The sequence below is a fragment of the Streptomyces enissocaesilis genome, assembly GCF_039533765.1.
Classification (GTDB): domain Bacteria; phylum Actinomycetota; class Actinomycetes; order Streptomycetales; family Streptomycetaceae; genus Streptomyces; species Streptomyces enissocaesilis.
In genome coordinates this window covers 138,498-165,191 of the sequence record NZ_BAAAUD010000034.1, presented here as the reverse complement: position 1 = coordinate 165,191, position 26,694 = coordinate 138,498, and the positions used below count along the sequence as shown (strand labels likewise).

19 protein-coding genes and 2 pseudogenes are annotated in these 26,694 nt (G+C 72.6%); 10 read left to right on the top strand and 11 right to left on the bottom strand.

Annotated features, from left to right (window positions below):
- Positions 1-288: 288 nt before the first annotated feature.
- Complete coding sequence (locus tag ABD374_RS15920; RefSeq protein WP_344495652.1) at positions 289-2,439, top strand: pentapeptide repeat-containing protein; 2,151 nt, start codon at positions 289-291, stop codon at positions 2,437-2,439.
- Between the two features lie 77 nt (positions 2,440-2,516).
- On the opposite strand, the gene ABD374_RS15915 is transcribed toward ABD374_RS15920, so the two are convergent.
- Positions 2,517-3,452: a DUF4331 family protein gene (locus ABD374_RS15915; protein ID WP_344495650.1), complete on the bottom strand. Its 936-nt coding sequence runs from the start codon at positions 3,450-3,452 to the stop codon at positions 2,517-2,519.
- 173 nt (positions 3,453-3,625) lie between these two features.
- On the opposite strand from ABD374_RS15915, the gene ABD374_RS15910 reads away from it, so the two are divergent.
- On the top strand, positions 3,626-4,585 hold the full coding sequence (locus tag ABD374_RS15910; RefSeq protein ID WP_344495648.1) for a glycoside hydrolase family 16 protein: 960 nt from the start codon (positions 3,626-3,628) through the stop codon (positions 4,583-4,585).
- Between the two features lie 33 nt (positions 4,586-4,618).
- On the opposite strand, the gene ABD374_RS15905 is transcribed toward ABD374_RS15910, so the two are convergent.
- Positions 4,619-6,115: a UDP-N-acetylmuramoyl-L-alanyl-D-glutamate--2,6-diaminopimelate ligase gene (locus ABD374_RS15905; protein WP_344495647.1), complete on the bottom strand. Its 1,497-nt coding sequence runs from the start codon at positions 6,113-6,115 to the stop codon at positions 4,619-4,621.
- Positions 6,116-6,501: 386 nt separating this feature from the next.
- Between ABD374_RS15905 and ABD374_RS15900 the strand changes: the two genes are divergently transcribed.
- Positions 6,502-7,590 (top strand): magnesium and cobalt transport protein CorA, encoded by a 1,089-nt coding sequence (locus ABD374_RS15900; protein ID WP_344495645.1) that lies wholly within the window; start codon positions 6,502-6,504, stop codon positions 7,588-7,590.
- On the opposite strand, the gene ABD374_RS15895 is transcribed toward ABD374_RS15900, so the two are convergent.
- Together ABD374_RS15895 and ABD374_RS15890 are read right to left on the bottom strand one after the other, a co-directional pair.
- Positions 7,585-9,237 carry an amidohydrolase gene (locus tag ABD374_RS15895; RefSeq protein WP_344495643.1) on the bottom strand — a complete coding sequence of 551 codons (1,653 nt, stop codon included), beginning with the start codon at positions 9,235-9,237 and terminating at the stop codon, positions 7,585-7,587. The genes ABD374_RS15900 and ABD374_RS15895 overlap by 6 nt on opposite strands.
- A 41-nt stretch (positions 9,238-9,278) precedes the next feature.
- Entirely contained in the window at positions 9,279-10,676 is a 1,398-nt protein-coding gene (locus ABD374_RS15890) for a purine-cytosine permease family protein (protein ID WP_344495641.1), read from the bottom strand.
- 164 nt (positions 10,677-10,840) lie between these two features.
- On the opposite strand from ABD374_RS15890, the gene ABD374_RS15885 reads away from it, so the two are divergent.
- Positions 10,841-11,452, top strand: a complete 612-nt coding sequence (locus ABD374_RS15885; RefSeq protein WP_344495639.1) for a TetR/AcrR family transcriptional regulator — start codon at positions 10,841-10,843, stop codon at positions 11,450-11,452.
- A 32-nt stretch (positions 11,453-11,484) separates the two neighbouring features.
- On the opposite strand, the pseudogene ABD374_RS15880 reads toward ABD374_RS15885, so the two are convergent.
- Both ABD374_RS15880 and ABD374_RS15875 read right to left on the bottom strand, forming a co-directional pair.
- Positions 11,485-11,922: pseudogene (locus tag ABD374_RS15880) on the bottom strand (LuxR C-terminal-related transcriptional regulator); the annotation flags it as partial.
- A 306-nt stretch (positions 11,923-12,228) separates the two neighbouring features.
- Complete coding sequence (locus ABD374_RS15875) at positions 12,229-13,776, bottom strand: MFS transporter (RefSeq protein ID WP_344495637.1); 1,548 nt, start codon at positions 13,774-13,776, stop codon at positions 12,229-12,231.
- A gap of 258 nt (positions 13,777-14,034) precedes the next feature.
- Between ABD374_RS15875 and ABD374_RS15870 the strand changes: the two are divergent.
- A pseudogene (locus ABD374_RS15870) lies at positions 14,035-14,256 on the top strand (type 1 glutamine amidotransferase domain-containing protein); the annotation flags it as partial.
- A gap of 54 nt (positions 14,257-14,310) precedes the next feature.
- Here ABD374_RS15870 and ABD374_RS15865 read toward each other — a convergent pair.
- The 4 genes from ABD374_RS15865 to ABD374_RS15850 form a co-directional block, all read right to left on the bottom strand.
- Positions 14,311-17,190, bottom strand: coding sequence for an NHLP bacteriocin export ABC transporter permease/ATPase subunit (locus tag ABD374_RS15865; RefSeq protein ID WP_344495635.1), 2,880 nt, complete (start codon positions 17,188-17,190; stop codon positions 14,311-14,313).
- A gap of 1 nt (position 17,191) precedes the next feature.
- Positions 17,192-19,465 (bottom strand): NHLP family bacteriocin export ABC transporter peptidase/permease/ATPase subunit, encoded by a 2,274-nt coding sequence (locus ABD374_RS15860; RefSeq protein ID WP_344495633.1) that lies wholly within the window; start codon positions 19,463-19,465, stop codon positions 17,192-17,194.
- Positions 19,462-20,268: an HlyD family efflux transporter periplasmic adaptor subunit gene (locus tag ABD374_RS15855; RefSeq protein ID WP_344495631.1), complete on the bottom strand. Its 807-nt coding sequence runs from the start codon at positions 20,266-20,268 to the stop codon at positions 19,462-19,464. The genes ABD374_RS15860 and ABD374_RS15855 overlap by 4 nt, the downstream gene beginning before the upstream one ends.
- Before the next feature lie 203 nt (positions 20,269-20,471).
- Positions 20,472-20,699 (bottom strand): type A2 lantipeptide, encoded by a 228-nt coding sequence (locus ABD374_RS15850; RefSeq protein ID WP_344495629.1) that lies wholly within the window; start codon positions 20,697-20,699, stop codon positions 20,472-20,474.
- 494 nt (positions 20,700-21,193) lie between these two features.
- Here ABD374_RS15850 and ABD374_RS15845 point away from each other — a divergent pair, with 494 nt between their 5' ends.
- Both ABD374_RS15845 and ABD374_RS15840 read left to right on the top strand, forming a co-directional pair.
- The gene (locus ABD374_RS15845; protein ID WP_344495627.1) at positions 21,194-21,793 is read left to right on the top strand and encodes a hypothetical protein; all 600 of its coding nucleotides are present in this window, start codon (positions 21,194-21,196) and stop codon (positions 21,791-21,793) included.
- A 70-nt stretch (positions 21,794-21,863) separates the two neighbouring features.
- Complete coding sequence (locus ABD374_RS15840; protein ID WP_344495625.1) at positions 21,864-22,307, top strand: SPW repeat protein; 444 nt, start codon at positions 21,864-21,866, stop codon at positions 22,305-22,307.
- A gap of 146 nt (positions 22,308-22,453) precedes the next feature.
- Here the strand turns inward: ABD374_RS15840 and ABD374_RS15835 are convergent, their stop codons facing one another.
- Positions 22,454-23,761: a streptophobe family protein gene (locus ABD374_RS15835; RefSeq protein WP_344495623.1), complete on the bottom strand. Its 1,308-nt coding sequence runs from the start codon at positions 23,759-23,761 to the stop codon at positions 22,454-22,456.
- Between the two features lie 292 nt (positions 23,762-24,053).
- On the opposite strand from ABD374_RS15835, the gene ABD374_RS15830 reads away from it, so the two are divergent.
- The 3 genes from ABD374_RS15830 to ABD374_RS15820 all read left to right on the top strand — a co-directional run bounded on the left by ABD374_RS15830 (position 24,054) and on the right by ABD374_RS15820 (position 26,588).
- Entirely contained in the window at positions 24,054-24,848 is a 795-nt protein-coding gene (locus ABD374_RS15830) for a DUF6777 domain-containing protein (RefSeq protein WP_344495621.1), read from the top strand.
- A gap of 182 nt (positions 24,849-25,030) precedes the next feature.
- Positions 25,031-25,372 carry a hypothetical protein gene (locus ABD374_RS15825; RefSeq protein ID WP_344495619.1) on the top strand — a complete coding sequence of 114 codons (342 nt, stop codon included), beginning with the start codon at positions 25,031-25,033 and terminating at the stop codon, positions 25,370-25,372.
- 178 nt (positions 25,373-25,550) lie between these two features.
- Complete coding sequence (locus ABD374_RS15820; protein WP_344495617.1) at positions 25,551-26,588, top strand: NAD-dependent epimerase/dehydratase family protein; 1,038 nt, start codon at positions 25,551-25,553, stop codon at positions 26,586-26,588.
- The last annotated feature ends 106 nt before the right edge of the window (positions 26,589-26,694 follow it).

Sequence of the window (26,694 nt, the reverse complement as noted above, 5' to 3'; positions counted from 1 at the left end):
CATTGCCGCGTGCACACCGGCGTACCAGGGGTTGACGGGAAGCTCGGGGAGAACATGCGGTACCGACGGGGTGACGACGGACCGGGTCCGCGCCACCGGCCGTGCGTACGTCTCCGGGGCGATCCGTGTGCCCTCGGTTTCCGGGGCCGGGTCACGGGGCCGGGTCACGGGGCCGGGTCACGGGGCCGGGTCACGGACGGCCGCCGGGCGGCGCGTCCTGGAACGAAGGAGTCCCGGGACGGGGAAGTCCTGGGCGCGAGGTGACGCGGCCGGGCAGACTCACCAGGCATGACCGATCCGAATCCTGACGGCGCCGGCCCTTCCCCCGAACCGCCGTCCTGGCCGTACTGCGGACACGGCGCCGAACCGGCCGCCGGCGACCCGGTCGGCTGCCGGGGCCGCGCGGTGGACCCGTACGCGGCGTGTCCGGCCCATCTGGGGGCCGGCGACCGTACCGCCTATCTGGCCCGTCTGGTCCCCGGCGCCGACATCGACCACCGGGGCACCCCCTTCACCGAGCACCTCCTCGGCACTCTGCTGAGCGCGGTCCGGGACCCGGTGACCGGCCGGCCCCACCTCGGCAACGCGCTGTTCGACGACGCGACGTTCACCGGCGGCGCGGGATTCGACGGCGTGACCTTCGCCGGTGACGCGGGATTCCGCCGCGCGGTCTTCGCCGGCGACGCGGGATTCCGCCGCGCGGTCTTCGCCGGCGACGCGGGGTTCCGCGACGCGATGTTCACCGGTGACGCGGGATTCCGCCGCGCGGTCTTCGGCGGCAACGCGGGGTTCCGCCGCGTCGCCTTCACCGGCGACGCCAGATTCGACGACGCGGGCTTCACCGGCGACGCCAGGTTCGACGGCGCGGGCTTCACCGGCAACGCGGGGTTCGACGGCGCGGACTTCGCCGGCAGCGCCAGGTTCGACGACGCGACGTTCACCAGCAACGCCTGGTTCCGTCGGACGGCCTTCACCGGCAACGCCTGGTTCAGCAGCGCCGCCTTCACCGGCGATGCCTGGTTCGACAGCGCGGCCTTCGCCGACACCGCCAGGTTCGACGACGCGGACTTCGCCGGCAACGCCAGGTTCCACGACGCGAAGTTCACCGGCACCGCCTGGTTCCACAGTGCGAAGTTCACCGGCACCACCTGGTACCACGGCGCGACGTTCACCGGCGACGCGGGCTTCCTCGGCGCGACGTTCGCCGGCCACGCCTGGTACCACGACGCGACGTTCACCCGCGACGCCAGGTTCGACGACGCGACGTTCACCGGCGACGCCGGGTTCGACGGTACGACGTTCACCGGTGACGCCGGGTTCCGCGGTGCGGTGTTCGAGACGGCCTCCGAACTCGGGCCGCTGGTCTGCGGGGGCGTCCTGGAACTGTCGGGCGCGGTGTTCGCCCACCCGGTGACCGTCGAGGCGGCAACGCCCCGCCTGCTGTGCCGGCGGACCCGGTGGGCCTCCACCGCGGCGCTGCGGCTGCGCTACGCCACCGTGGACCTGAGCGACGCGGTGCTCGAGTATCCGCTGAGCGTCACCGCCCGGCCCGGCCCCTTCACCCGGACCGACCGCCGGCCGCTGGACGAAGCCGCCCTGGGCGGGGCGCCGGCCGGCGTGCGGCTGGCGACGCTGCGCGGCACGGACGCCGCGCACCTGGTCCTGACCGATGTCGACCTGACGCGGTGCCTGTTCGCCGGAACCGTCCACCTGGACCAGTTGAGGATGGAAGGCGAATGCCCGATGGCCCCTGCTCCCGCGGGGTTCCGGCGGCGCGGCTGGCGGCCGGTGCGGTGGACGCCGCGTCACGCCCTGGCGGAGGAGCACCACTGGCGTGCGGCCGGCGGGTACAGCGGCTGGACGCCGTCACCGGGCGGGCAGCCGCACGTGCCGGGGCCGGCCGCGCTGGGACCGGTGTACCGGCAGTTGCGCAAAGCGTTCGAGGACGGCAAGAACGAGCCGGACGCCGCGGATTTCTACTACGGCGAGATGGAGATGCGCCGCAAGGACCGCAAGCGGCCCCGGGGCGAGCGGGTTCTGCTCGGCCTGTACTGGGGCCTGTCCGGGTACGGGCTGCGGGCCTCCCGTACGCTCGGCTGGCTGCTGCTCGCCACGGTCGTCACCGTGGCGGTGATGACGCTGTGGGGCCTGCCGAAGGACGACCCGAAACCCGGCAGCACCGGCACCGTCACCGGCTCGCGCATCTCACTGACGACGGACACGCCCGAGCCGGTCAACCCCGACGGGCCCCTGGCCGGGCGCGTGACGACGGAGCGGTTCGAGAAGTCCCTGCGGGTGGTGATCAACTCCGTGGTCTTCCGCAGCAGCGGCCAGAACCTCACCACCGTCGGCACCTACGCCGAGATGGCCTCCCGCATCACCGAGCCGGTCCTGCTCGGTCTGGCCGTCCTCGCCGTCCGCGGCCGCGTCAAGCGGTAGACGGGCCGGTGCCGGCCCCGGACACCTGACGGCTGTCCGGGGCCACCCGGGCCCGTGGCCGGCCGAGTGAAGCCTGGTCAGCCGGGCGTCGTCGCCGGGTCCGGGTGCGGCGTGCCCAGATAGGGGAAGTCGAGGAGCAGGTCGGTGTGCGGGCCGATGTGGTCACCGGCGATCCTCCCGCCCGACACCATGGCCAGCCGGGCGGAGGTGACGTCGTCGGTGAGCGTCCGGCCGTTGGGGTAGGCGGCGCGGAGGTCGCGGTCGAAGCGCAGGATGTCCGGCAACACCGTGAGCAGGACCTCCTCGGCGGCCTGGGCGTCGTAGCCGCCGGTGTGCCGGAGCACCTCCCGCCACGCGTCGTGGTAGGTGTCCCAGTCGTGGACGGGCTCCCCCTCGTTGTACGCCTCCTTCGCCTCGTCCGCGTTGAAGTACGCCGTCAGGGAGGGGTGGGCACCGCGGTCGACGGACCTGAGCCGACCGTCCTGCCACAGGCTCACCCGTGCCCACACCCCGATGAGGGGGTCGGGGCACAGCTCGTCGCTCGGGACCTCCAGCACGATGGAGAGGACGTTCTTGTCGGCCCCCCAGTCCACCCCGGTCCACTGGAAGTCCTTGAGGATGCCGTCGAGATCGGCGAAGAACGGATCGCTGCGCAGACCGGCGAAGAACAGGTAGGGCCCGGACTCGGCCACGCGGGGCTCCGCCCCGGAGGCGACCGGCACGTCGGTGAAGATCTGCTGCCCGCCGGGTTCGGGGGTGCGGGCCTGCGCCCCCGTCGCCCAGTACGCGGTCGCGGTCTGCTGCCCGTCGCGGGGCGGGGAGAAGACGAAGCTGAACGCCGCATCGGCCAGGTCGTCGCCGTCCACGTCGACGTTGATGCGGTAGACCGCGTCCGGATGGAACGCCGCGCCCGCGGCCGGGGCCAGCGGATGCACGTTCATGATCAGGACGGTGCGCTCGCCCGGCACCGTGAACACGAACAGATCCGTCAGGTCCAGTCGCGCATCGTCCATGGGCGACCGCAGGTTCGGCCCACTGAGGTGATGAGACATGTCTCCCACCCTCGGCCCCCGGCCCCCTCGCCGCACGGTGGCGCCCGCCATACGTGCGCGCGGTGTACGGCGGGGCGCCGCCCCCGTACGGTATGGGGCGCACCGTCCAGAACACGCGTCTGGAGGACCGGCCCATGACCGTGCCCACGCACCGGCGGCCACGACGCCGTCTCCTGCCCGCCTCACTGGCGCTGGCCTCGGTGTCCTTCCTGCTCCCGTGGCTGATGCCCGCGTCGGACGCGGTCACGTCCTCGCAGGACGCCTGCCGCACCGTCGGCGACAGCATGCCGCGCGGTGACTGCGGGCCGTTCCGGCAGGTCTTCGCCGAGGACTTCAACGGGGACACGGTGCCGCTCGGATCGTTCAGCGACTGCGACCACCACGCGGACACGGAGGACGCGTACTGCGCCGGACTGGAAGGCACCTACCGGGACGAGTGGTGGGCGTATCCGAGCGGCTGGCAGGACACCGCGACGTCCGGCGCCGACGGCAACTCCGTCCGGTCCGTGGGCGGCGCCTACCACCCGGAGGACACCGTCAGCGTCGGCCCCGCCGACAACGGCGACGGCCGGATGAGCATCCGGATGTGGCGGCCCGGGGACGGCGGGCCCGTCCATGCCGCCGCGGTCGTCCCGAAGAAGCTGATGGAGCAGACGTACGGGAAGTTCAGCGAGCGGTTCCGGGTGGTCAAGGCCGCGCCCGGTTACAAGTCGGCGCATCTCTGGTACGGAGACGGGTGCGAGATCGACTACCCGGAGCAGAACTGGACCGACACGATCACGGCGTTCACGCACCCGTGCGACGGCGGCCGGCAGGACATGTTCCCCACCGGAGCCCGCTGGACGGACTGGCACACGACGTCCGTCGAGTGGACGCCGGACGAGATCCGCTACTACCTGGACGGTGTGCTCGTCGGGTCGAGCACGCGGGGCGTGCCGTCCGGGCCGCTGTCCTGGGTCCTGCAGAACGAGAGCGCGCTGTACGGGCCGCCCGCCGCCCCCGGCTCGTCGGCGCAGCTCGACATCACCTGGGTCGCCGGTTACGCGTACGAGGGCGAGGGCGCCGCGTACGAGGACGGGCGGGAGGGCGGCTGAGCCCGCGGGCGGTGCCGCGCCGCCCGCGTCCGGTTACGCCCCGGTGAGCTCGCGCACCGTGGCCATGTCACTGAACGGAATCAGCCGCTCCCCGACGATCTGGTACGGCTCGCTGCCCTTCCCCGCGATCAGCACGATGTCGTCCGGTCCGGTGACGGACAGCGCGTGGGCGATGGCGCTGCGGCGGTCGGCGTACCGTTCGAACGGTGTGCCGGTCGCCAGCAGACCGGGGATGATCTGGTCCAGGATGTCCTCGGGATTCTCGTTCCTGGGGTTGTCCGAGGTCAGGACGCACAGGTCGGAGTGGGTCCCGGCGATCTCGCCCATCTCGGCGCGCTTGGTGGTGTCGCGGTCCCCGCCACAGCCGAAGACGGTGACGACCCGCCCCTTGGCGAAGCCCCGGATGGTGGTCAGGACCTTCTCCAGCGAGTCCGGGGAGTGCGCGTAGTCCACGATCACGGACGTGCCGCCCGGTGCCTCGAAGCGTTCGAAGCGGCCGGGGGCCGTGGGCATCCGGTCCAGCGCGGCGACCAGACCCGCCAGATCGTGCCCCAGCACATGGCAGGCGGCGACGGTGGCCAGCGCGTTGGCGACCGAGAACCGGCCGGGGACGGGGATCGCCGCCGGGTACGCGCGGCCGTCGTGGTGCAGGGTGAACCGCGTGCCGTGACCGTCCGTGATGAGGTCGGTCGCCCGGTAGTCGGCCTCCGCGTCGAGGGCGTACGTCGTCACCGCACCCGGCATCATCGCCACGATCCCGGCGCCCACCGCGTCGTCGACGTTGACGACCGCGCGCCGGCACAGCCCTTGGAAGAGGCGCAGTTTGGCGTCCCGGTAGTTCTCCATGGTGCCGTGGTCGTCCAGGTGGTCCTGGGTGAGGTTGGTGAAGATCCCCACGTCGATGAACGAGTCGTCCACCCGGTGCGTCAGCAGCCCCATCGAGGTCGCCTCCAGGACCACGGTGGACACCCGGCGGTCCCGCATGCGCCCCAGCAGGTACTGGAAGTCGGGCGACTCCGGCGTGGTCAGCACCGACCTCGGCATGGGGATCACCTCGTCCCCGATCCGGCTGCCGCCCGTCCCGATGACCCCCACCTCGGCGCCCTCGGCGATCCGCAGCAGGGACTCGACCATGTACGAGACGGAGGTCTTCCCGTTGGTGCCGGTGACGGCCACCATGTCCATGGCCCGTCCGGGTTCGCTGTAGTAGCGGGAGGCGACGGCCGCGGCGGCCTTCCTGACGTCCGGCACGCGTACGACGCAGACTCCCGCGGCGACAGCGGCCGCGGCGGCGGCCACCGATGCCTCGGAACCCTGGTCCGTACCGTCGACGAGCACCGCCACCGCGCCGCGCGCGAGCGCGGGGCCGACCGCCTCGGGGCCGCCGCCCTCGTGTCCGGGCACGGCGATGAACAGGGTGCCCGGCGTGGCCCGGTGAGCGTCGAAGCAGGTGCCCGCGGTGATCACCGTCTCCGGATCCCCTTCGAGGACCTCGTGGTCATGGCCGGCCAGCAACTCGCTCAACTTCACAGGGGTCCTCTCGGGGGGTACGGCGGCGATCGGCCCGCGCGCGGAGGCGTGACAGCGGCGGGCCGTAAGAAGAAGGAAAGAAAAAAGGAAAAGGGGAGGCAGGAAAAGCAGGGAAGGCTGCGCGCACCGCGTGAAGCAGTGGTGGAAAAGGCCGGACCAGGGACCGGCGGGCAGCGCCCGGGCTCCGCCGGGGCGGGGGATCGCTAGCCGTGGCCGTGCAGGGCCCGGCACAGGGCATGAGGAGCCCGGCTCAGGCACTCCTCGACTCCGCATGTGCGACCCATGCTCAGGAGTGTACGGCCCCGGGACCGGCCCGCAGCACCCCTGTGGAGGGGGCCGGGGGCCCCGGTGGCACACTGGCCGCCGATTCGCCGAAGGAGCATCCCATGCCGTTGATCCGCACTCTCGGCCTGGCGGTTCGCCGTGCCTACCGCCCGGGCGTGGACCTGAGCCACCCCACCCGGTCCCCGCTCGGCAGCGCGGTCGTCAACTGCGTGGTCTACGAGGACGGCGCACGCCGGCCGGGCGACTGTCCGGCCGAGGAGGCTCTGCGGCGGGTCCGCAGGGCCGGCCAGGGGTTCGTCTGGATCGGGCTGCACGAACCGTCCGAGGAGGAGTTCGCCGGCCTCGCCGAGCTGTTCGAGCTCCATCCGCTGGCCGTCGAGGACGCCGTGCAGGCGCATCAGCGGCCGAAGGTCGAGCGGTACGACGACGTGCTGTTCGCCGTCTTCAAGACCGTCCACTACGTCGAGCACGCCGAACTCACCGCCACCAGCGAGATCGTGGACACCGGCGACCTCATGGTGTTCACGGGCCCCGACTTCGTCATCACCGTCCGGCACGGCGGCCGCGGCTCGCTGGGTCCGCTGCGGGAGGTGCTGGAGTCGGCGCCCGAGCGGCTGGCCATGGGCCCCGCCGCCGTGCTGCACGCGGTGGCCGACCACGTGGTGGACGACTACCTCGTGGTGGCCGGGGCCGTGCAGCACGACATCGACGCGGTCGAGAGCGCGGTGTTCAGCGAGTCGGCGGGGCGCGGCGACGCCGGGCGGATCTACCAGCTCAAGCGCGAACTCCTGGAGCTGAAACGGGCCGTGGCGCCGCTGGCGCGTCCGCTGCAGCTCCTGGCCACCGAGCCCATGCCGACCGTGGGGCCGGAGATCCGGGCGTACTTCCGTGACGTCGCCGGCCACCTGTCCCGGACCGCCGAGCAGATCACCGCCTTCGAGGGGCTGCTCGACTCGATCCTCCAGGCCCATCTGGCGCAGGTGACGATCGTTCAGAACGAGGACATGCGCAAGATCACCTCATGGGCGGCTATCGTCGCCGTACCGACCATGATCTGCGGTGTCTACGGCATGAACTTCGACCACATGCCCGAACTGCGCTGGACGTACGGCTACCCGCTCGCCCTCGCCGTCATGGCCGCCGCCTGCTTCACGATCCACCGGGCGTTCCGCCGCAACGGCTGGCTATGACGCCGTGAACACCACTTCGCCGCCCACGACGACGGTCTCGGCGACCGTGCCGGGGATGTCCTCGGGTGCGACGGCCAGGATGTCGCGGGAGAGGACGACGAAGTCGGCGAGCTTGCCGACGGTCAGCGAACCCCGCTCGTGCTCCAGGAAGTTGGCGTACGCCGAACCCATGGTGTAGCCGTGCACGGCGGTTTCCACGTCGACCGTCTCGCCGGGCATCCAGGGCTCGCCGCCACCGAGGGGGCGCCGGGTCACGGCGGTGTAGATGCCCACCATCGGGTCCATCTCGGCGACGTTCCAGTCGCTGGAGAAGGCGAGCACCGCGCCGGCCTGGTGGAGGCTGCGCATCGGCCACGCCTTGTGCCAGCGGCCCTCGCCGACGTTCTCGGCCCAGTCCTTGCCGGGTCCGGCGATCTCCGGGGCGCAGTGGCGCGGCTGCATGCAGGCGACCACGCCCAGCTCCTCGAAGCGCGGGGTGTCCTCGGAGTCGAGGCACTCGACGTGGACGACCTGGTGGCGGGCGTCGCGCGGGCCGTTGGCGGCGCGGGCGCGCTCGACGGCGTCGAGGACGGTACGGATGCCGCGGTCGCCGGTGGCGTGGACGAAGCACTGGAAGCCGCGCGCGTCCAGCCGGGTCAGCAGCTCGGCGAACTCCTCGGGCGGGTAGAAGGTGTCGCCCCGGTGGTGGCCGCAGCCGGTGTAGGGCTCGAGGAGGGCGGCGGTGCGGGGTTCGACGACGTCGTCGATGTAGAGCTTGAGCGGGCCGACGCTCAGCCGGTCGTCGTCGAAGCGGCGGGCGGCGGCGGCGAAGTCGTCGAGGTCGGCGTCGGTGGTGCCGCGCGGGTGGAAGAGGGCCGCGACGATCCGGGAGCGGAGCCGGCCCTCGGTGCGGGCCCGCTCGTAGAGGGCGAGGTCGTCGAGGGAGTTCTGCGGCTCGACGACGGTGGTGATGCCGTACCCGATCGCGTCGTCGAGGCTCTGGGCGAGGCGCCCGTACTGCCGGTCGGGCGAGGCCCAGGGCACACCGAGGGCGCGCAGGGCGCGGTGACCGTCGCGGGAGAGGCCCTTGACGGCGAAGTCCTTGATGAATCCGGTGGGTTCGCCGGTCCCGGGATCGGTCTCGGCCTCGCCGAAGGGCAGGCTCGTACGGCCCTTCTCGATGCCGAGGCGGCGCAGGGCCGCCGTGTTCAGCCAGGCGGTGTGGACGTCGTAGCTGAGGACGAAGGCGGGGGTGTCGCCGGTGGCGGGGTCGAGGTCTTCGGCGCGCGGCATCCGGCCGCCGGGGATCGCGGAGTAGTCGAAGGCTTCGGCCTCGATCCAGTCCGCGTCGGGGTGGAGGGTGTGCCAGGCGCGGACGCGCTCGTGGATGCCGGTGAGTGTACGGACTCCGGCGAGCTGGACGCAGGCGTCGTCGGAGCCGAGCCGGACGTGGTTGTGGGCGTCGATGAAGCCGGGCAGCACCAGCCGGCCGCCCGCGTCGACGATCCGGGTGTCCGGTCCGGTCCACTGCGCGGCTTCGGGGTCCGCACCGAGCCAGGCGATGCGCCCGTCGCGCACGGCGAGGGCCCGCGCCCGGGGCAGCCGCGGGTCGACGGTGTGGATGCGGGCGTTGACGAGGACCAGGTCGGCCGGGGTGGTGCGGGTCATGGGGGGTGAACTCCTGGGTTGGTACGGGAAGTACGGGTGATTCAGCGGACGGGCGGGGCGGGCGTACGCACCGCCAGCGCCCAGTAGGTGAGTGCGGAGACGGCCGAACCGAGGAGGGTCAGGTCGGCGCCGCCGAGCGGTGCGACCAGGGGGCCGGTCCACAGTTCGGAGTCGCAGGTGAGGGCGGCGAAGACCATGCCGGCGAGGAGGGCGGTCATGCCCGCCGGGTGGTAGCCGGCCCGGTACCAGTACGCGCCGCCCGCTCCGGCGTGCAGGGCCTCGGCGTCGTAACGGCAGCGACGCAGCAGCATGTCGGCCAGGAAGACGCCGCCCCAGGGGGCGAAGACGATGATCAGGAGCGAGAGGAAGGACAGCAGCGACTCGGTGAAGTCGGCGAAGAAGAGGGCCCAGAGCGAGCCGGCGGCGGTGACGGCGGCGCTGACGAGGATGGTCCGCGACCGGCTCCAGGGGATGCCGAGCACCTGGAGGTTCAGGCTCGACGAGTAGAGCGTGATGATCGAGTTGGTGACGGAGCCGAGGAGCACCAGGGCCAGGAAGACCGGCTGAAACCAGCCGGGCAGCAGCTTCTCCGCGCCCGCCACCGCGTCGGTCATGTCGGTCTGGGTGGCGGCGGCGACGCCCGCGACGCCGAGCGCGACCGAGGAGACGAAGCCGCCGAGCGCCCCGCTCCAGGTGAGGGAGCGCAGCGAGGTGGAGGCGGGGAGGTAACGGGTGTAGTCGGCGGGCATCGGCAGGTACGAGAAGGGGCCGGCCAGCATGACGACGAAGGCCAGGCTCCAGCCGGCGGCGCCGGGGCCGGCGGCGGGGGCGGTGGTGTCGGCGCCGGGCAGGACGAAGACGAGCAGCGCGGCGAAGCCGACGGCCAGGGCGTACGCCAGCCGGCGTTCGGCGAACTGCACGGTGGCATGGCCCCACAGGGCGACCGCGAAGGTCAGGGCGAGGGTGGTCAGGAGGGCGAGGGCGCGGGCGGTGTCGCCGCCGCTCCAGCCGAGTTCGGCGAAGAGGGCTTCCAGGGCGAGGGTGCCGACCACCGTGTTGACGATGGTGTAGCCGATGCTGACGACCCAGTTGAGCACTCCGGCGGGCCAGTTGCCGCGCGTGCCGAAGGCGGCGCGGGAGATCACGAGGGTGGCCGTGCCGGTACGGATGCCGCTCAGTCCCGCCGCGCTGATGGCGAAGAACGACAGACCGCCGATGACGACGACGGCGGTCGCCTGCCAGAAGGAGAGGCCGAAGGCGACGGCGAGGGCGCCGTTGATGACGTAGGTGAAGGTCAGGTTGGAGCCGAACCAGAGCCAGAAGAGGTCCTTGGCGCTGCCGTGCCGCTCCTCGTCGGGAATGGGGTCGATGCCGTGGGTCTCGACCCGGAACACCTCGTCGCCGCCCTGCCGCTGTTGCTCCGCCTCGCGTATGGCCATGCCACTCCCCGTCCCGGACCCTGTGACTTTGAATGCCGTTCTAGAAGTTAGAACGGCATTCAAGATGCGGTGCCGCTCCCCCGTCCGTCAAGACCCCGGCACACATCCGTGCGCTCCGCGGCTAAGGTCGTGGCCATCGGGTACGGACGGCGGAGGCGAAACCGGTGGCAGGAGCGGCGCGACGGCGCGACGGGCACATCGCTCAGGAGCGGATGCTCGAAGAGGCCATGGCGGTCATCGCCGAGCACGGCCTGGCCGCGCTCACCATGTCCGCACTGGCGGAACGGCTGGACACCAGCGGCGGCCACATCCTGTACTACTTCGGCAGCAAGGACCGGCTGCTGCTGGAGGCGCTGCGCTGGAGCGAGACCGAACTCACGGGGCAGCGCCGGGTGTTGCTGGGCCGCCCGACGACGGCGGAGCGCAAGCTCGACCAGTTCCTGGAGCTGTACCTGCCGCGCGGGCCGCGCGACCCGCGCTGGATGCTGTGGATCGAGCTGTGGGCCCGTACGCCGGCGAACGAGGACCTGCGCCAGGCCCAGGAGGCCATGGACCGGGCCTGGCAGGAGGACCTGGAGGCGTTGCTCACCAAGGGCGTGACGCGGCGGCGCTTCGCGCCGATGGACGTGGAGGCGCACGCGTCCGAACTGCTGGCACTGCTGGACGGGTTGAGCACCCGGGTGGTGCTGGGCCAGCGCGCCGGCGACCGCGGTCGGGCGCTGGCGGCGGCGAGGTCGGCCGCGCACCGCCTGATTCCGGCCGGACCGGCTCAGTGACCCGGCGGCTCAGCGGCTCGTAACTCAGCGGCTCAGTATCCGGCCGGGCGCACCGGTCCCGTGTCGTACGCGAGGACCGCGGCCTGGCTCCGCTCGCGCAGGCCCGGCTCGACCAGGATCCGGCGCGCATGGGTCTTCACGGCCTGTTCCGCCGGCACCAGCCGCCCGGGGATCTCCGCGTTCGACAGGCTCCGCGCGATCAGCGACAGCACCTCGGTCTCGCGTTCCGTCGGGGCGCCGACGCGGCCCTTGGCCGGGGCGCGGGAGGCGTCGGCCGGCCGGGAGCACTCGGCCGCCCGACGCTGGGTGATGTTCGGGGCGAGCGGGGCGTCGCCGGCCGCCACCGCCCTCACGGCCTGGGCGAGTTCGGCGGCCGAGGCGTCCTTCGGGAGGAGCCCGGAGGCGCCCGCGCGCAGCGCCTCGTACCCGTACTCGTCGAGGTCCAAGGTGGTAGGGACGAGGACCTCGACCGTGGCGTCGTCAGCGCCTGCGGGCCCACCGTGCCCGGCGTCCCGCACCCGGCCCGGGCGACGGCCGCGGGGCTGGCCGCGCCCGAGACCGGTACGGCCACCGCCGCGGTGACGAGTGCGGCGAGCAGGGCGCGGCGCGGGCGGGACGCCATGGGAGGGCGCTTCCGTACCGGATGCCCGTCGTGCTTCCGGTACGGAAGGCAGGGATCACGCCTCGTGGCCGGCGTCCCGCCAGTGGGCCGTCCTCGCGGGTGGCTCCGAAGTACGGGAAGTACTACGGGCGGGGGCCCGGACCGTCCGGCCGGCTCAGTGCGCGTTCTCGGTCGGGCGGAGGTCCTTGGGGATCTTCGCCCAGGCCAGGACCGCCGCCGCGAGCGGCAGTGCCGCGGCGAGCAGGAAGGTCGGGGTCATGCCCGCGGTGAAGGCCGCGGAGACCTTTTCGAGCAGTGCGGTCCCGGCCGGGCCGCCGGTCTGCGCGGCCAGGTGCGCGGCCTCGCCCACGGAGTCGCGTACGGCCGCCGTCGCCGCGCCGTCCAGGCCGAGCGCCGGCAGGTGCGCCCGGTACAGGGCGGACGCCACGCTGCCGAGGATGGCGACGCCCATCGCGGCGCCGAGCTCGTAGCAGGTCTCCTCGATGGCGGCGGCGCCGCTGACGTCGCGCGCCGGGGCCGAGGCCATCAGGGTGACGGAGGCGACCGTGGTGGCGATGCCGACGCCGCAGCCGAGCACGCCCAGCGCGAAGGCGACGGACGGGTAGCCGAGGGTGCCGGTCCGCTGGAAGACCCAGGGCAGCGCGAGGCCGGCCGTCATCATCAGCAGTCCGCCGCCGAGGACGTGACGGATCGGGAGGCGGTGCATCAGGGCGGGTGTCACCAGTGAGGTGACGACCAGTCCGAGGGGCGCGGGGAGCAGCCGGATGCCGGCCTGGAGCGGGGTGTAGCCCTCGCCGTACTGGAACCACTGGGTGATCAGGAACAGCGCCGAACCGAGCGCGATCATCCCGAGGAAGATCGCGGCGGCGGCGATGCCGAACGACCGGCTCGCGAAGAGCCGCACCTGCAACAGCGGCTGCGGAAGCCTCAGCTGGCGGCGTACGAACACGGTCAGCGCGACCGCCGCCACGGCCAGCAGCGCCCAGGCGACCGGGTCGGCGGGGCCGCCCTTGCCGAGCTGCTTGATGCCGCCCGCGAGGGCGAGCATGCCGACGACCGACTGGCCGACGCCCCACCAGTCCCAGCGGCCCTCGCGCGGCTGACGCGACTCGGGCAGCAGCCACAGGCCGAACGCGATGACGGCCAGCGCGACCGGCACGTTGAGCAGGAACGCGGACTGCCAGCCGTTCCTCTCCACGAGCAGACCGCCCACGACCGGGCCGAGCGCCATGCCGCCGCCGAAGACCGCCGCCCAGACGGCGTACGCGAAGGCGCGCTCGCGGGCCTCGGTGAAGACGTGCCGCAGGATCGACAGGGTCGAGGGCATGATGGCCGCGCCACCGACGCCGAGCAGCGCGCGGGCGGCGATGACCTGCCACGGCTCGGTGGCGAACACGGCGATCAGCGAGGCGAACGCGAAGACTCCGAAGCCGATGAGCAGCAGGCGCTTGCGCCCCCAGCGGTCACCGAGCGCGCCCGCGGTGACCAGCACCCCGGAGAGCGCCAGTGCGTACACGTCGATGATCCACAGCTGCTGCACGGAGCTGGGCCGGAGGTCGTCGACGAGGGAGGGGAAGGCGACGTTGAGGATCGTGGTGTCCATCGCGATCAGCAGCAGGCTGCCGGAGAGGATCGTGAGGACGGCCCAGCGCCGGGGGTCGAGCTGGGCCCGGGGGTCTGGCCGGACGGGGGCGGGGTGCATTGCGGTCCTGTTCGGGTCGTGCCGGACGGCACATGGTGACACCGTCCGGTCTCGCTTGAGACATCAGTGTCTCAAACAAGACCGCAATGTGCACATCCATTCCCGGGCGTCCCCGCCGCGCCGCCTCCGCCCCCGCCCCGGACGCCCGTGGTCACGGGTCCGGACACGCGCGTGTCGTCGAATCGGAAGGTCCGCGAACCCCTCGTGGAGGGCCGTGTGCGCGGTGGCCGGGCCTCGGATATCGGGCCCCGGGGACGGGGTTGCCCGCTGACCGGGTTCACCAACGCCGAGGGGACTCGGACGGGACTCGCGGACAAGGCGAAGTGACTGCTCCAGGACCGCCTCGTGGAGCTCGGCGCCGACTTCCAGGAGGGCGGGCCCTGGGCGCCGCACACGGTCGTCGACCGCAATCTGTACCCCGGTCGGAACCCGGCGTCGGCCGGTCCCCCGGCGGAGGAGATGCTCGAGGCGCTGCGCTGAGAGGCAAAGCGCTGGAGGCAGTACGCGAAGACGCGGCGCGCCGGGGGCAGCCGGTCACGTCAGCTGGCGCCGTACCAGGTCGCGCAGCCGGCCGCCGGCGTCGGCCAGCAGCTGGGCGGGCGGTCCCTGTTCGACGATCCTGCCCTCCGTCATGACGATCACGCGGTCGGCGTCCATGACCGTGGAGAGCCGGTGCGCGATCACGAGGCGGCCGGCGTTCAGCCTGCGCGTGCTCTCCATGACGACGCGCTGGGTCTCGTTGTCCAGCGCGCTGGTGGCCTCGTCGAAGAAGAGGATGCGCGGTCGGCGTACCAGTGCCTGAGCGATCATCAGGCGCTGCCGCTGACCGCCCGAGATCGCGCCGCCGCCGGAGATCATCGTGTGCAGCCCCATCGGCATGCGCCTGATGTCCTCGGCCAGACCCGCCATCTCGGCGGCCTCCCACACCTCCTCCTGGGAGAAGGTCTCGGCGCCGCAGATGCAGTCCAGGATCGAGCCGGTGAGCGGCTGTGCGTTCTGCAGGACGACGCCGCACTGACGTCGTACGGCCGCCTGGTCGAGCGCCGCCAGGTCCTGGCCGTCGTAGAGCACGCTGCCCGAGGCCGGCTCGTCGAATCCGATGAGCAGCCGCAGCAGGGTCGACTTGCCGCAGCCGCTGGGACCGACGACCGCCACGAACTCGCCCGGCCGCACTTGGAACGACACGTCGTCGAGGACCAGCGGGCCGTCGTCGGTGTAGCGGAACGAAAGTTTCCTGGCCTCCACGGAGCCGGACAGGGTGCCGGGCTGCGTGCCGGCGCCGCGTACCTCCGGCGCCTCGTCCAGGACCGGCTTGATCTGCTCGAACAGGGGCAGTGCGGCGGCGACCGAGATGAGCGCGCCGCTGAGCTGGGTGACCGACGTCAGCAGCATGGTGACGGCCGTGCTGAAGGTCAGGAACGCTCCGGCCGACATGCTGCCGCGGGCGGGCCCCGCCAGCAGCATGAACATGATGAGGGAGCACAGCGGCAGGTAGACCGCGTCGAGGACCGTGGTCAGGTTCTTGATGCGGCCCGCGCGCTGCTGCATTTCGCGGGTACGGGCGAACTCGCGTGCCCAGGCGGCGTACGCGAAGCTCTCGGCCGCCGCGACCCGCAGCTTGGGCAGTCCCCGCAGGGTCTGGAACGCCTGGTTGTTGAGCTTGTTGCCGAGCTCGACCAGCCGCCGCTGCCAGCGCACCTGCCACAGGCCCATGCCGAGGAACACGGCGCCGATGACGACGAGCATCGCGAGCGCCGCCAGGGCCAGCGGCACGCTGAACCAGAACAGCAGGGCGATGTTCATCGCGCCGACCGTGCCCGCCTGCACGGCCACCGGGCCGAGCCCGGACAGCACCCTGCGGATGGAGCTGATGCCCATGGCCGCGCCGGCCAGTTCCCCGGTGGACCGGGCGGCGAAGAACCTCGTCGGCAGCCGCAGCAGCCGGTCCCAGACGGCGGGCTGGAGGGTGGCTTCGACACGGCCTTCCATCCGGAGGAGGGTGAGGTTCTGGAGCAGCATGAAGGACGCGGCGACGATGCTGGTGATCATGACGGCCAGGGAGACCTGGGCGATGAGGCCGCTCTGGGCGTTCGGTACGTACACACCGAGCACCTGCCCGGTCGCGATCGGCACCAGACCGCCGAGACCGACCGTCACCAGCCCGCTGAGCAGCAGGTTCCGCAGGTCCGGGCGGGTGCCGCGAAGGCTGAAGCGGAGCAGGCGCCACAGGGTCATGGGCCGTTCGGGCAGCGGGCGGTAGAACATGACCGCGCGCGGCTCGAAGTCGTCCGCGTTGTCCTTGCCGATGCGCGTCCGCACCCCCGAGGCCGGGTTCACCGCCTCGTACCGGCCGCGGCGCCACAGCAGCGCGACGGGGGCGCCGGACCTGGCCCGGTGACCCACCAAGGGGCCGGAGTCCGTCCGCCACCAGCTTCCGTCCAGCCGGACGGTGCGGGTACGGACGCGGGAGGCCAGCGCGACGCGCTCGACGGGGGTCACGCGGTCGTCGGCCGCGCCGCCCTCGGAAGGCTCCGAGAGCGTGATCCCGGCGGCTTCGGCGACCCGGCGGCAGACGGCGAACGTCGCGTCGTCGGTGGCGCGGTCCGCGCCCGCCGCACCCCGCCCGGAGCGGTCGGAGCGGCCGGACCGCCCGGAGCGGTCGGGGCCGCCGATGGAGGCCACCAGCGCCTGGTCCGCCCGCGCGCGGACGGCCGCGCCCGCCTTGACGCCGGCCGCGGTGCGGTCCTCGTGGGCGCGCTCCAGTTCCTCGATCCAGTGGTCCACGGCGGTCAGCAGGCGGTACTGCTGGTTCACCATCTGCTGCCACATCACGGTGTCGATCAGCAGATCGCCCGCGGCCTCCGCGCTGTAGGAGGCGCCGTACTGCACGCTGCCGGGCGCGGCCGGCATCCACAGGACGTCGGCGTCCGCGACACCCGCCTCGATGCCCGGGCGGCCGTCCAGCGGGGCCTCGAACAGCACGCCCAGGCCGCGTCCGATGCCGAGTGCGAAGGCGTGGTCGAGCGGGCTTTCGTACGCCGTGTGAGCGTAGGGGTCGGCGTGGGTGTGGGGATCGGCGTACTCGGGCCGGTACAGCTCCCGCAGCGGGATGCGGCGCAGCAGGCAGTCCTGCGACGGCCGGCCGAGCAGGGTGTGCTGGGGACCTTCGACCGGGCCGAGCAGCAGCGCCCCCGCTTCGAGGCGGCCGAGGAAGTGCCAGTGCCCCTGCTGGACGGCGTCGACCGCGAACAGGTCCAGGGCGCCGCCCACCACGAGCCACACCACCTGCGGCCCCTCCAGCGACAGGCTGCGCAGTCCGGAGCAGTCGACGGGCGCGCCGAGGCCGCCGAGCGCGTAGGTCACCGCGTCGGTCCCGGCGGAGCCCTCGACGGCGGCCGGATGTACGAACGACATGTCAGTGCTCCTTGACCAGCTCGGCGTACGGCCCCCGGGCTGCGACCAGGTCCTCGTGCCGGCCGCGTTCGACGACCGAGCCGTGGTCGAGTACGACGATCTCGTCGCTGTCGCGCACCGTGCTCAGCCGGTGGGCGATCACGACGCACGCGCAGCCGCGCCGCCGCAGGTTGTCGATGATGACGCGCTCGGTCTCCGCGTCGAGGGCGCTCGTCACCTCGTCGAGCACGAGGATGCTCGGCCGCCTGACCAGCGCGCGGGCGATCTCCAGGCGCTGGCGCTGCCCGCCGGAGAAGTTGCGGCCGTCCTGCTCGACCCGGCTGTGGATGCCGCCGGGTCGCCGCGCGACGACGTCGTGCAGCGCGGCGTCCTGGAGGGCGGCGACGACGGCCTCGTCCGGTATCGAGGGGTCCCACAACGCCACGTTGTCCCGGACCGTGCCCTCGAAGAGGAAGATGTCCTGGTCGACGAAGGAGACGGAGGCGGCCAGCGCGCCGCGGGAGATGTCCTCCAGGCGCTGTCCGTCGATCCGGATCGTCCCCTCCCAGGGGGTGTAGAGGCCCGAGATCAGCCGGGAGACGGTCGACTTGCCGCTGCCCGATCCGCCGACGAGGGCGACCTGCTGTCCGGGGCCGACCGCCAGCGAGAAGCCGGTGAGCAGCGGTTTGTCCAGCGGGCTGTAGCCGAAGGTGATGTCTTCGAGCGTCACGTGGCCCTTGAGCCTGCGGGTGGACCCGTCCGGCTCGCGGCGCGCGTACAGCACGTCGGCCGGGAAGCTCTCGACGTCCTTCAGCCGGGCCACGTCGGCGGCGAAGTCCTGGATCCGGCCCGCCACTCCGTTGAGCCGGCTGATCGGCGCGGTGAAGCGCGCCACCAGCGCCTGGAAGGCGACGAGCAGCCCGATCGAGATGTGCCCCTCCACGGCCCGCAGGCCGCCGATCCACAGGATCAGCGCGCTGTTGAGGGTCGCGAGGGTGGGCGCGACGACGGCCAGGTACGCACTCGGTACGCCGAGGCGCTGCTGCACCTCCAGCGTGGTCGCGTGCTGGCCCGCCCAGCGGCGGAAGAAGCCGTTCTCGCCGCCGGTGGCCTTCATGGTCTCGATCAGCTGGAGGCCGGTGTACGAGGTGTTGGTCAGCCGGGCGCTGTCCGCGCGCAGCTTCTGGGTGTGCGTGGCCCGCAGCCGGATCACGATCCGCATCGCGACCACGTTGAGCAGCGCGACGATCACGCCGACGAACGTCAGCTGGGGGTCGTAGGTCCACATCAGGAAGGCGTAGAGGATCACCACCACCCCGTCCACGCCCGCGGCGGCGAGGTCGCGCGCCAGTGTCTCGGCGACCGCGTCGTTGGACTGGAGGCGCTGGACGAGGTCGGCCGGGCTGCGCTGCGCGAAGAAGGTGACGGGCAGCCTCAGCAGGTGGCGCAGGAACCGGGCGCTGCTCAGCGTGGAGGAGATGATGCGGCCGCGCAGCAGGTTCGCCTGTTGCAGGCCGGTCAGTACGGCGGTGAGCCCCACCATCGTCGCCATCGACGCGAAGAGTGGCCCCAGCACCGACGTCTGGTCGCCGATCAGGAACATGTCGATGTACGTGCGGCTCAGCGCGGGCACCGCCGCGCCGACGGCGACGAGCAGCAGGCTGGCGAGGAGCGCGGCCAGCAGGGTGCCCGTGGTCCCGCGCATGCGCGCGGGGACGGCGCTCATGACGCCCGGCTTGCGACCGCCGCGGCGGAAGGACCCGGTGGGCTCGAAGACGAGGACGACCCCGGTGAAGCTGGTGTCGAAGTCCTCCGCCGGTACGAAGCGGCGGCCCTTGCCGGGGTCGTTGATGTGGACGCCCCAGCGGCCGAACCTGCGCCCCGTGCCCTCGTAGACGACGTAGTGGTTGAACTCCCAGAACAGGACGGCCGGTGCCTGGACCACCTCGGCGAGCGCCGCCGACTCCATCTGCATGCCCTTGGCCTGCAAGCCGTAACCGCGCGCGGCCTTCAGCAGGTTGCTGGCGCGCGAGCCGTCGCGCGAGACGCCGCACGCGATGCGGAGCTCTTCGAGCGGAACGTGCCGCCCGTAGTGGGCGAGCACCATGGCCAGCGCGGCGGCGCCGCACTCCACCGCCTCCATCTGGAGGACGGTGGGCGTGCGGACGGCCTTGCGCTTACCGGTCCGGGCGGGCCGCGCACGGCGGCGGCCGCCGGTCGCCGCCTCCGGGCGGTGCCGGCCGCGGCCCGGAGGTGGCAACTGCTGCGGCGGCGCGGAGGGGTTCGGTGCGGTCACGGAAGCAGCCAATCGATCGGATGCTGCTCGGCGAGGTGGATGGCGCCGGTGGCGAGGGTCATGGATTCGACGGCGTACGGCGGCCCTTGCGAGGCCGACCAGGAGTAGCCGGACGCGGAGGCGGCCGACCGGTCCAACCGGACCAGCACGGACACGGGCCGACCGTGCTCCGAGAACTCCTCGCCCAGCTGGCCGCTGCCGAGGAAGCCGGTGATCCGCTGGCGGCTCTGGGCGGTCCTGCCGACCGAGGCGACCCTGCCGCGCAGTACGCCGTACTGCTGGGCCGGGACCGACTGGACGGTCAGGTCCACGGAGGCGCCGACGGGCACGGTGGGTCCGCTGTCGGCCGGTACGTAGAGCACGGCCATGAGCGGGTCGTCCGCGTTCTTCACCCGTTCCACCGCCGCCACGTCCGCCCCGGTGGTGACCACGGAGCCGATCGCGGTGACGAGCGTCGTCAGCCGGCCCGCGGCGATGGTGCGCACGACGGTGTCGCCCCGCGCGGTACGGACCTTCAGCAGCGGGGCGTCGGCGGAGACCCGCTCGCCCTCTTCGGCGAGTACGCCGGTCACCTGGCCGGCGACGGGGCTCTGCAGGACGTAACTGCCCTGGGCGTGGGTGAGGATTCCGGGGGCACCGAGTGTGGAGGAGACGGTGCCGTTCACCGCCCAGACGGAAGCGGCGATCATGACGACGACCGTGACGATCAGAACAAGCCGGCCCTGGGGACGGGCGAATCGCACCGGCAGATCAATTTCTTCGGGCGATTGCAGCTTGGAAAGCGCCTGTTGGCGAAACTGCACGACACTCTTCCCTCGACTGCAATGGTCTTTCGGGTATTCGGGGCCGCTCGCGCGGTGAAAGCGGGACGGGCCCGGAAAGGCGGCCGTACGCCCCGGACCCTGGGTGGGTCCGGGGCGTACGGCCCGGCCTGTCGGCAAGGAGGGGGCGCCGACGGGCCGTGCTCACCGCTCGCGGCCACGCCGCCCAGCGGCACGCGGCAGGATCAGACGCCGGCGATCGTGGCGGTGGCGATGCCCGTGGCCGGAGCGGTGTTGAGGCCGGTGACGCCCTCGACCGTGCCGACGGCCGAGCCCACGGTGGCCGAGACCGGGAAGACGGAGTCGACGAGGCCCGTGGCGTTGGCGAGCACGGGGGTGCCGAGGAGGCCGCCGGACACGTTGTCCAGGTCGTTGTCGGAGATTTCCTGGGTCGCAACCTGGGAGAAGTTCATGATGCGAGTTTCCCTTCGCGTGAATATTTCGAAATACCGTGACCGGCCCTGACGAGCGGGCCCCGGTGCGGAGGATCAAAGCACGTATGCGTGACGGGCAGCCAATCGAACGATTGCCGGACCGAGCACATCCCCGCGCACAATTACCGCGACGTGCACGTCCGTTCATCACTTGGTGACATCTCCTTCACGGAATCACCCGACACGAATCCCGGGCGCGGGGTGTTCCTGCCAAGCTCAATTGGACATTCACTCCCAGAGGGGATTACCCGCAGGTCACAACAGGGGAAGCCGTTGGGAGACCGTGTGCCGACTGCGCATTCGATGTGCAGATTCACCGGTGTGACAGGGCAATTACGGAACGTCACTCCGGCACCCGGAAGGAAAGCGAGCAGTTTCCCGCCGGAAGGGGCCGTCCGGGTCATCGGTGGCATGGGCAGGAAAACGGCGCAAGAGCCGATGTCCGCCGCGAACGGCGGCGGAAGGGGGCGCACATGGAACCGGCCTGCGGCGCGGAGACGGACGCGGGCGGGCTGCCCCTGCCCGAGGTCACCCACCAGGACCCCGGCGACGACTCCGGCGAATGCGCCATGCGCGCGTACGCCCGGCGGGCCTGCGAACCGACCGGCATGGGCCCGGAGTACGGCGTGCCCGCCCTGGTCACGATCGCGCTGCGCGAGTCCGCCTGCGACCACCCGCGCCGGCGGGTGAACACCACCGACTCCAACGCGCACGGCCCGGTCATGGCCGACGGGCACCCGCGGAACTGCTCACGCGGCGCCACCCGGTGCATCCCCCCGGCCTTCGCGGCGTACCACCAGGAGGGCATCGCCACGACCCCCTACGATGTGGTGGCCCGCATGTGCGCCACCATCAACCACGTGCGCGCCAGGTACGGCGTTGACCGGTCCGGGTCCGGCTTCGCCGAACGGGTCCAGCAGGCGGATCCCGGCCGGCCGCCCAGGGGTTACCGAACCGGCCTCCCGCGCCCGGCCTCCCTCACCACCGCCCCTTCGCCCTCATCCCTTGCGGGCCACCACCAGCCGCCAGTCGGGGCTCCCGTCGGCGCGATTCCCGTTCCGCCGACCCGTTGACCAGAATGAGCTATTCGGCGTTATATGTAACGTAAAGGGCAGATAAGGCTTCTGCGGGAGGCAGCCTGTCATGACCACTCACACCAGCATCGAACAACACCCCGACCTGGCCGAAATGCGCTCCCGGTTCGAGCGCGCCACCACCACCCCCCGCGCCCAGGCGATGGAGACGCTGGCCCTGCTCACGGGTCTGTACCTCGCCGCCTCGCCGTGGATAGCCGGATTCAACGGCCTCACCACCCTGGCCGTGTGCAACCTGATCACCGGTATCGCCTACGCCGTATGTCTGGGCGGGTTCGGCTCGGCGTACGAGCGGACCCACGCCATGGCCTGGGCCGCCTGTGCCATCGGCGTATGGACGATCGTCTCTCCATGGGTCGTGTCAGGCAACGTCGACACCACGCGCAGCGTCGTCAACAACGTGATCGTCGGCTGCGTGGCACTGCTGCTCGGCCTGGCCATGGCGGCCATGCACCGCGGCTCGACCGGCCGCGCCCGCGGCCGCGGGCACTGAGCCCCGGCGCCGGCACGACGGGCCGGCACTGCGCGGCCCCGTCCTTGGCCCCCGGCCGTGCACGGCCGGGGGCCAAGGGTGCCCGGACGAAAGCATGCCCGGCCAGGGGGCAGTCCTGGGGCACGCCCACCGGCCGGTGACGGGTCTCAGGAGGCCGGTGGCGGCACCTCGCCCCGCCGGTGCACCCGCGCGGCGAGCAGACCGCCGAGGAAACCCGCCGCCAGCCCCCAGAGCACGGCGAGGCCGAGTGCCGTCCACAGCCGCGGCCGCAGCGAGACCTCTCCGTCGAGGCCGAGGCCGCCGCCGATCTCCGGGAAGAGGTCTCCGATTCCCAGCAGCGACAGGCCGTAATGGGCGGAGATCCCGGCGGTCAGGCAGACCGCCAGCACGGTGAGGGTGAGCGCGACGGCCATGTGGACGGCGTGCTGCCACAGCCGCGTCCGGGCGGGTGAGCGGACCGCCATGAGGAACGCGGCGGCCACCACCACAACCACGGCGACGACGACCAGCAGCCACCAGGCCCGCCCGCCCTGCTCGGTGAGCGCACGGAGATCGAGGGTGGAGAGGTCCGGCGTACGGAGCACCTGGTCCAGCACCTGCGGCATCGGCAGCCCGAAGGGGCCGTCCACCTTCCCCTCCCAGGACGCGCCGAGTCCCACCGTGAAGGCGATCCAGGCGAGGTTCGGCAGCCCGAGCAGGATCACGGCGAACGTCTCCGCGGGGTGATCGCGCGTCACCGCGACGACGAGTGCGACGACCAGCCCCAGCACGGCGCAGGAGAGCAGCAGCGCCACCATGGCGAAGGCCGCCGGGCGCACCGGTTCCTGGAACCGCACCAGGCGGGCGGGGAGCGGAGCCCCGCGGGACACCAGGAGAGCCACGGCGAGGAGACCCGCCAGCCACAGCAGTCCGAAGAGAAGGGTGACGGGAAGGTCGGCCCGGAACCCGACCTCGGGCGACGCCTCTTCCAGCAGGCCGTCGAAGAGGCCGCCCGTCGGGTCCTCCAGCGGGATGCGGAACGTGTGCCGCGCGAGGAGCGAGAGGACGATGAGCACAAGCGCCCACAGGACCGCCAGACAGGCGGCCCGCCCGGCGAGTTCGCGGACACCGGCGACGGCCCGGTGCCGCAGCGGCCGCAGGAAGCCGACGGCGATCACCAGCGCCCCGGCGAGGGTCACCGAAAGGGGCAGCACCGACAGGCCCGCCCTCGTCTCGGCGATCGCGCCCGCGCCTCCGGAGATCCCGACGGAGCCGCCGGCCGCCATCACCACGACGGCCGCGACGACGCGCGGGAACGCGCCTCCGGGCAGGTCGGCCGCCCCCGCGGCCCACAGTCCGAGAGCCGCCGTGGCGGCCATGGCCGCCAGGCCGGCGAGCACCGCCACGAGGGCGTCACCCCAGATGCGTGCGGCGCGCGGCGCGCGGCCCCGGTCGCTGAACTCCTGCTGGCTCACGCTGTCACGCTATCCACGGGTCCGGCGGTCCGCCGCCGGAGAGGGCCGACCGCGTCAGCTTGCGGGCCGTACGGACACGGGGCACACAATAAGCACGCAAAGCGAAAGAAAAGCGCAAGAAAGAAAGAGCGCCAAGAACGCCAGGAACCTGGACTGATCCCTACGTTGGGAAGAGCAGCCCGTGAATGCTCAACCACCGCCGTCAGGCCGCCCCGCAGGACCTCCCTCCGGCTCCCGGGGCGGGGCCGGTGCGGACGGGCCCCGTGAACCCCGGCGTCCCTGGTGGCGGTCCGTGCCCCGGGTCTCGGCCCTCGCCACCGTCCTGGTGGCCGCGGTGGTGGTGACCGTCGCCCTCGCCCGCCCGGACGGCGGACCGGTCACGGGCGGCGAGGTCTTCCTGGAGAGCGCGGACTCACCCGGGCCGGATCCGTACACCGAGTCGGCGGCACGCGGGGATCCCGGGGCGATGTCACCGGGCGTGGCGGCGCTCGTGGCGGCGCCCCACTCCGACGCCACCCCCGCCAGGGAGGGGTCGGACCCCGGCCTGTACGGCGGGGCCCGGAAGGTCTCCAGTTGCGACGTGGAGAAGCAGATCACCACGCTCACGGCCGAACAGAACAAGAACAAGGTGTTCGCCACCGTCCTGGGCATCGGACGCACCGGCGTACCGGCGTATCTGCGGTCGCTGACGCCCGTACGGCTGCGGGTGGACACCCGGGTCACCGACCACGGCTACCGCAGCGGCGCTTCCACCAGGTACCAGGCCGTACTGCAGGCCGGCACGGCCGTCCTCGTCGACGACCGCGGCGTGCCGCGGGTGCGCTGCGCGTGCGGCAACCCGCTGCTCCCGCCGGTCGCCCTGGAGGGCGCCGTCGAGCGGAGGGGGAACCCGTGGCCCGGGTTCCGGCCCGCGAACGTGGTGACGGTGAGGCCCGCGGCCCGGCCGGTGGACGCGTTCGTCATGTTCGACCCGGAGAGCGAGGGCTGGTTCCGCCGTGAAGCGGGCGACACGGGCGACGGCGACGAGGAGACCGCGCCGCCCTCGGCGGGTTCCGGCACGCCGGCCGCCGAGGGGCCTACCGAGTGAATTCGAGGGCGTACCCGCCTCCTGGCTCGCCCCGCGCGCAGGGCCACTGGTTTGCTGCCGGGCAGGCGTACGGCGGGCCGCCGCAGGCCGGAGCTCCGGTGCCGGAGCCGGAGCCGCCGGGAGTCCAGCGGGGGTGAGCCCGCCGCCCGGGAGCACGAAGACCGAGAAGGAAGGAGGGGCCCATGGAACCCGAGGGGGACAGCGACCGCGGTCTGGCCCAGCTGGAGGGCTACCTCCTGTGGAGCGCCGAGGTGACGGAAGCGCGCCGCCAGGCGGGCCTCTTCACCGAGCAGCTGCCGTGGCTGACCACCGCACAGCGCGAGGACGTGGAACGCGTCTACACGGCCGAGCGGCTGGCCGCCTCCCGGGCCATGCTGGTGCGGATCGCGGACCGGGCCACCGCGCTGCGCGGCGAGTACACCGAGCGCTACCGCCGGCTCAGGACGCGTTGTGCGGCAGCGGCCGTCCTGGCCGCCGGCGCGGCGAGCGGGGCGTGTGCCGCGGTCACCTTCCTCGTCCGGTGACAGCCGCCGGCGGCACTCCCCCGGCGTCACCCGTCCGGCGACACCGCGCCCGACGGCCCCTGTCCGACGACCCCGCTCCCGGCCGCGCGGCGCCCGTTTCACCTGTTCCGTTCTGGGGACCCGAAGGGCGTCTGCCCGGTGGTGGAGCAACACGACGAGTGAAGTCACGGAGTGCCTCATGACTGTGAGAACAGGGCTACGGGTGGTCGTCACGGGCGCCACCGGCAATGTCGGCACCAGTGTGGTGCGGGCCCTCGCGGAGGATCCGCAGGTCGCCTCCGTCCTGGGCCTCGCCCGCAGGGTTCCCGAGCTGACGGTCCCCCGCACGGAATGGGCCGCCGTGGACCTGGGGCAGAAAGAGGCCGGTGACCGGCTCGTCGGGCACTTCGCCGGTGCCGACGCCGTCGTCCACCTCGCCTGGCGCTTCCAGCCCACCCACGACCCGGTGCTCACCTGGCAGACCAACGTCCTCGGCTCACTCAGGGTCTTCGACGCGGTGGTGACCGCCGGAGTGCCCGCGCTCGTGCACGCCTCGTCGGTCGGCGCGTACGCGCCCGGCCCGAAGGAGGCCCCGGGAGTCGACGAGTCCTGGCCGACCCACGGCTGGCCGGATGCCGCCTACTGCCGCGAGAAGTCCTACCTCGAACGGGTGCTGGACACCTTCGAGCACGAGCACCCGCACGTCCGCGTCGTACGCATGCGTCCCGCGTTCCTGTTCAAGGAGGCGTCGGCGAGCGAACAGCGGCGCATCTTCGCGGGCCGCTTCCTGCCCGGTCCCCTGGTACGGCCGGACCTGCTCCCCTGGGTCCCCGATCTGGAAGGACTCGTCCTGCAGACCCTGCACACCGACGACGCCGCACAGGCGTACCGGCAGGCCGTGGTGCGCGAAGTGGACGGGGCGTTCAATCTGGCCGCCGACCCGGTCATCGACGCGCGGGTGCTGGGCGAACTGCTGGGGGCGCGCGTGGTCCGGGTGCCCGTACGCGTGGTGCGCACCGCGCTCGCGGCGGCCTGGAGCGCGCACCTCGCCCCGGCGTCACCACACCTGTTCGACGCGGTGCTCCGACTGCCGGTGCTCGACGCGTCCCGGGCTCACCGGGAACTCGGCTGGCAGCCGTCGCGGACGTCCATCGACGCGATCCGGGAGTTCCTGGACGGCGTACGCAAGGGGAGCGGCGAGCGGACACCGCCGCTCGCGGGCGGCAAGGCGAGCTAGCCCCACGACGTCGGTACCGGTACGGCCACCGTTACCGATGATTCATGCAACAAGGCGACAAAACGCCCTCTTGGGTAAGATATCGGGCAGGAAGCTCGTACGACGG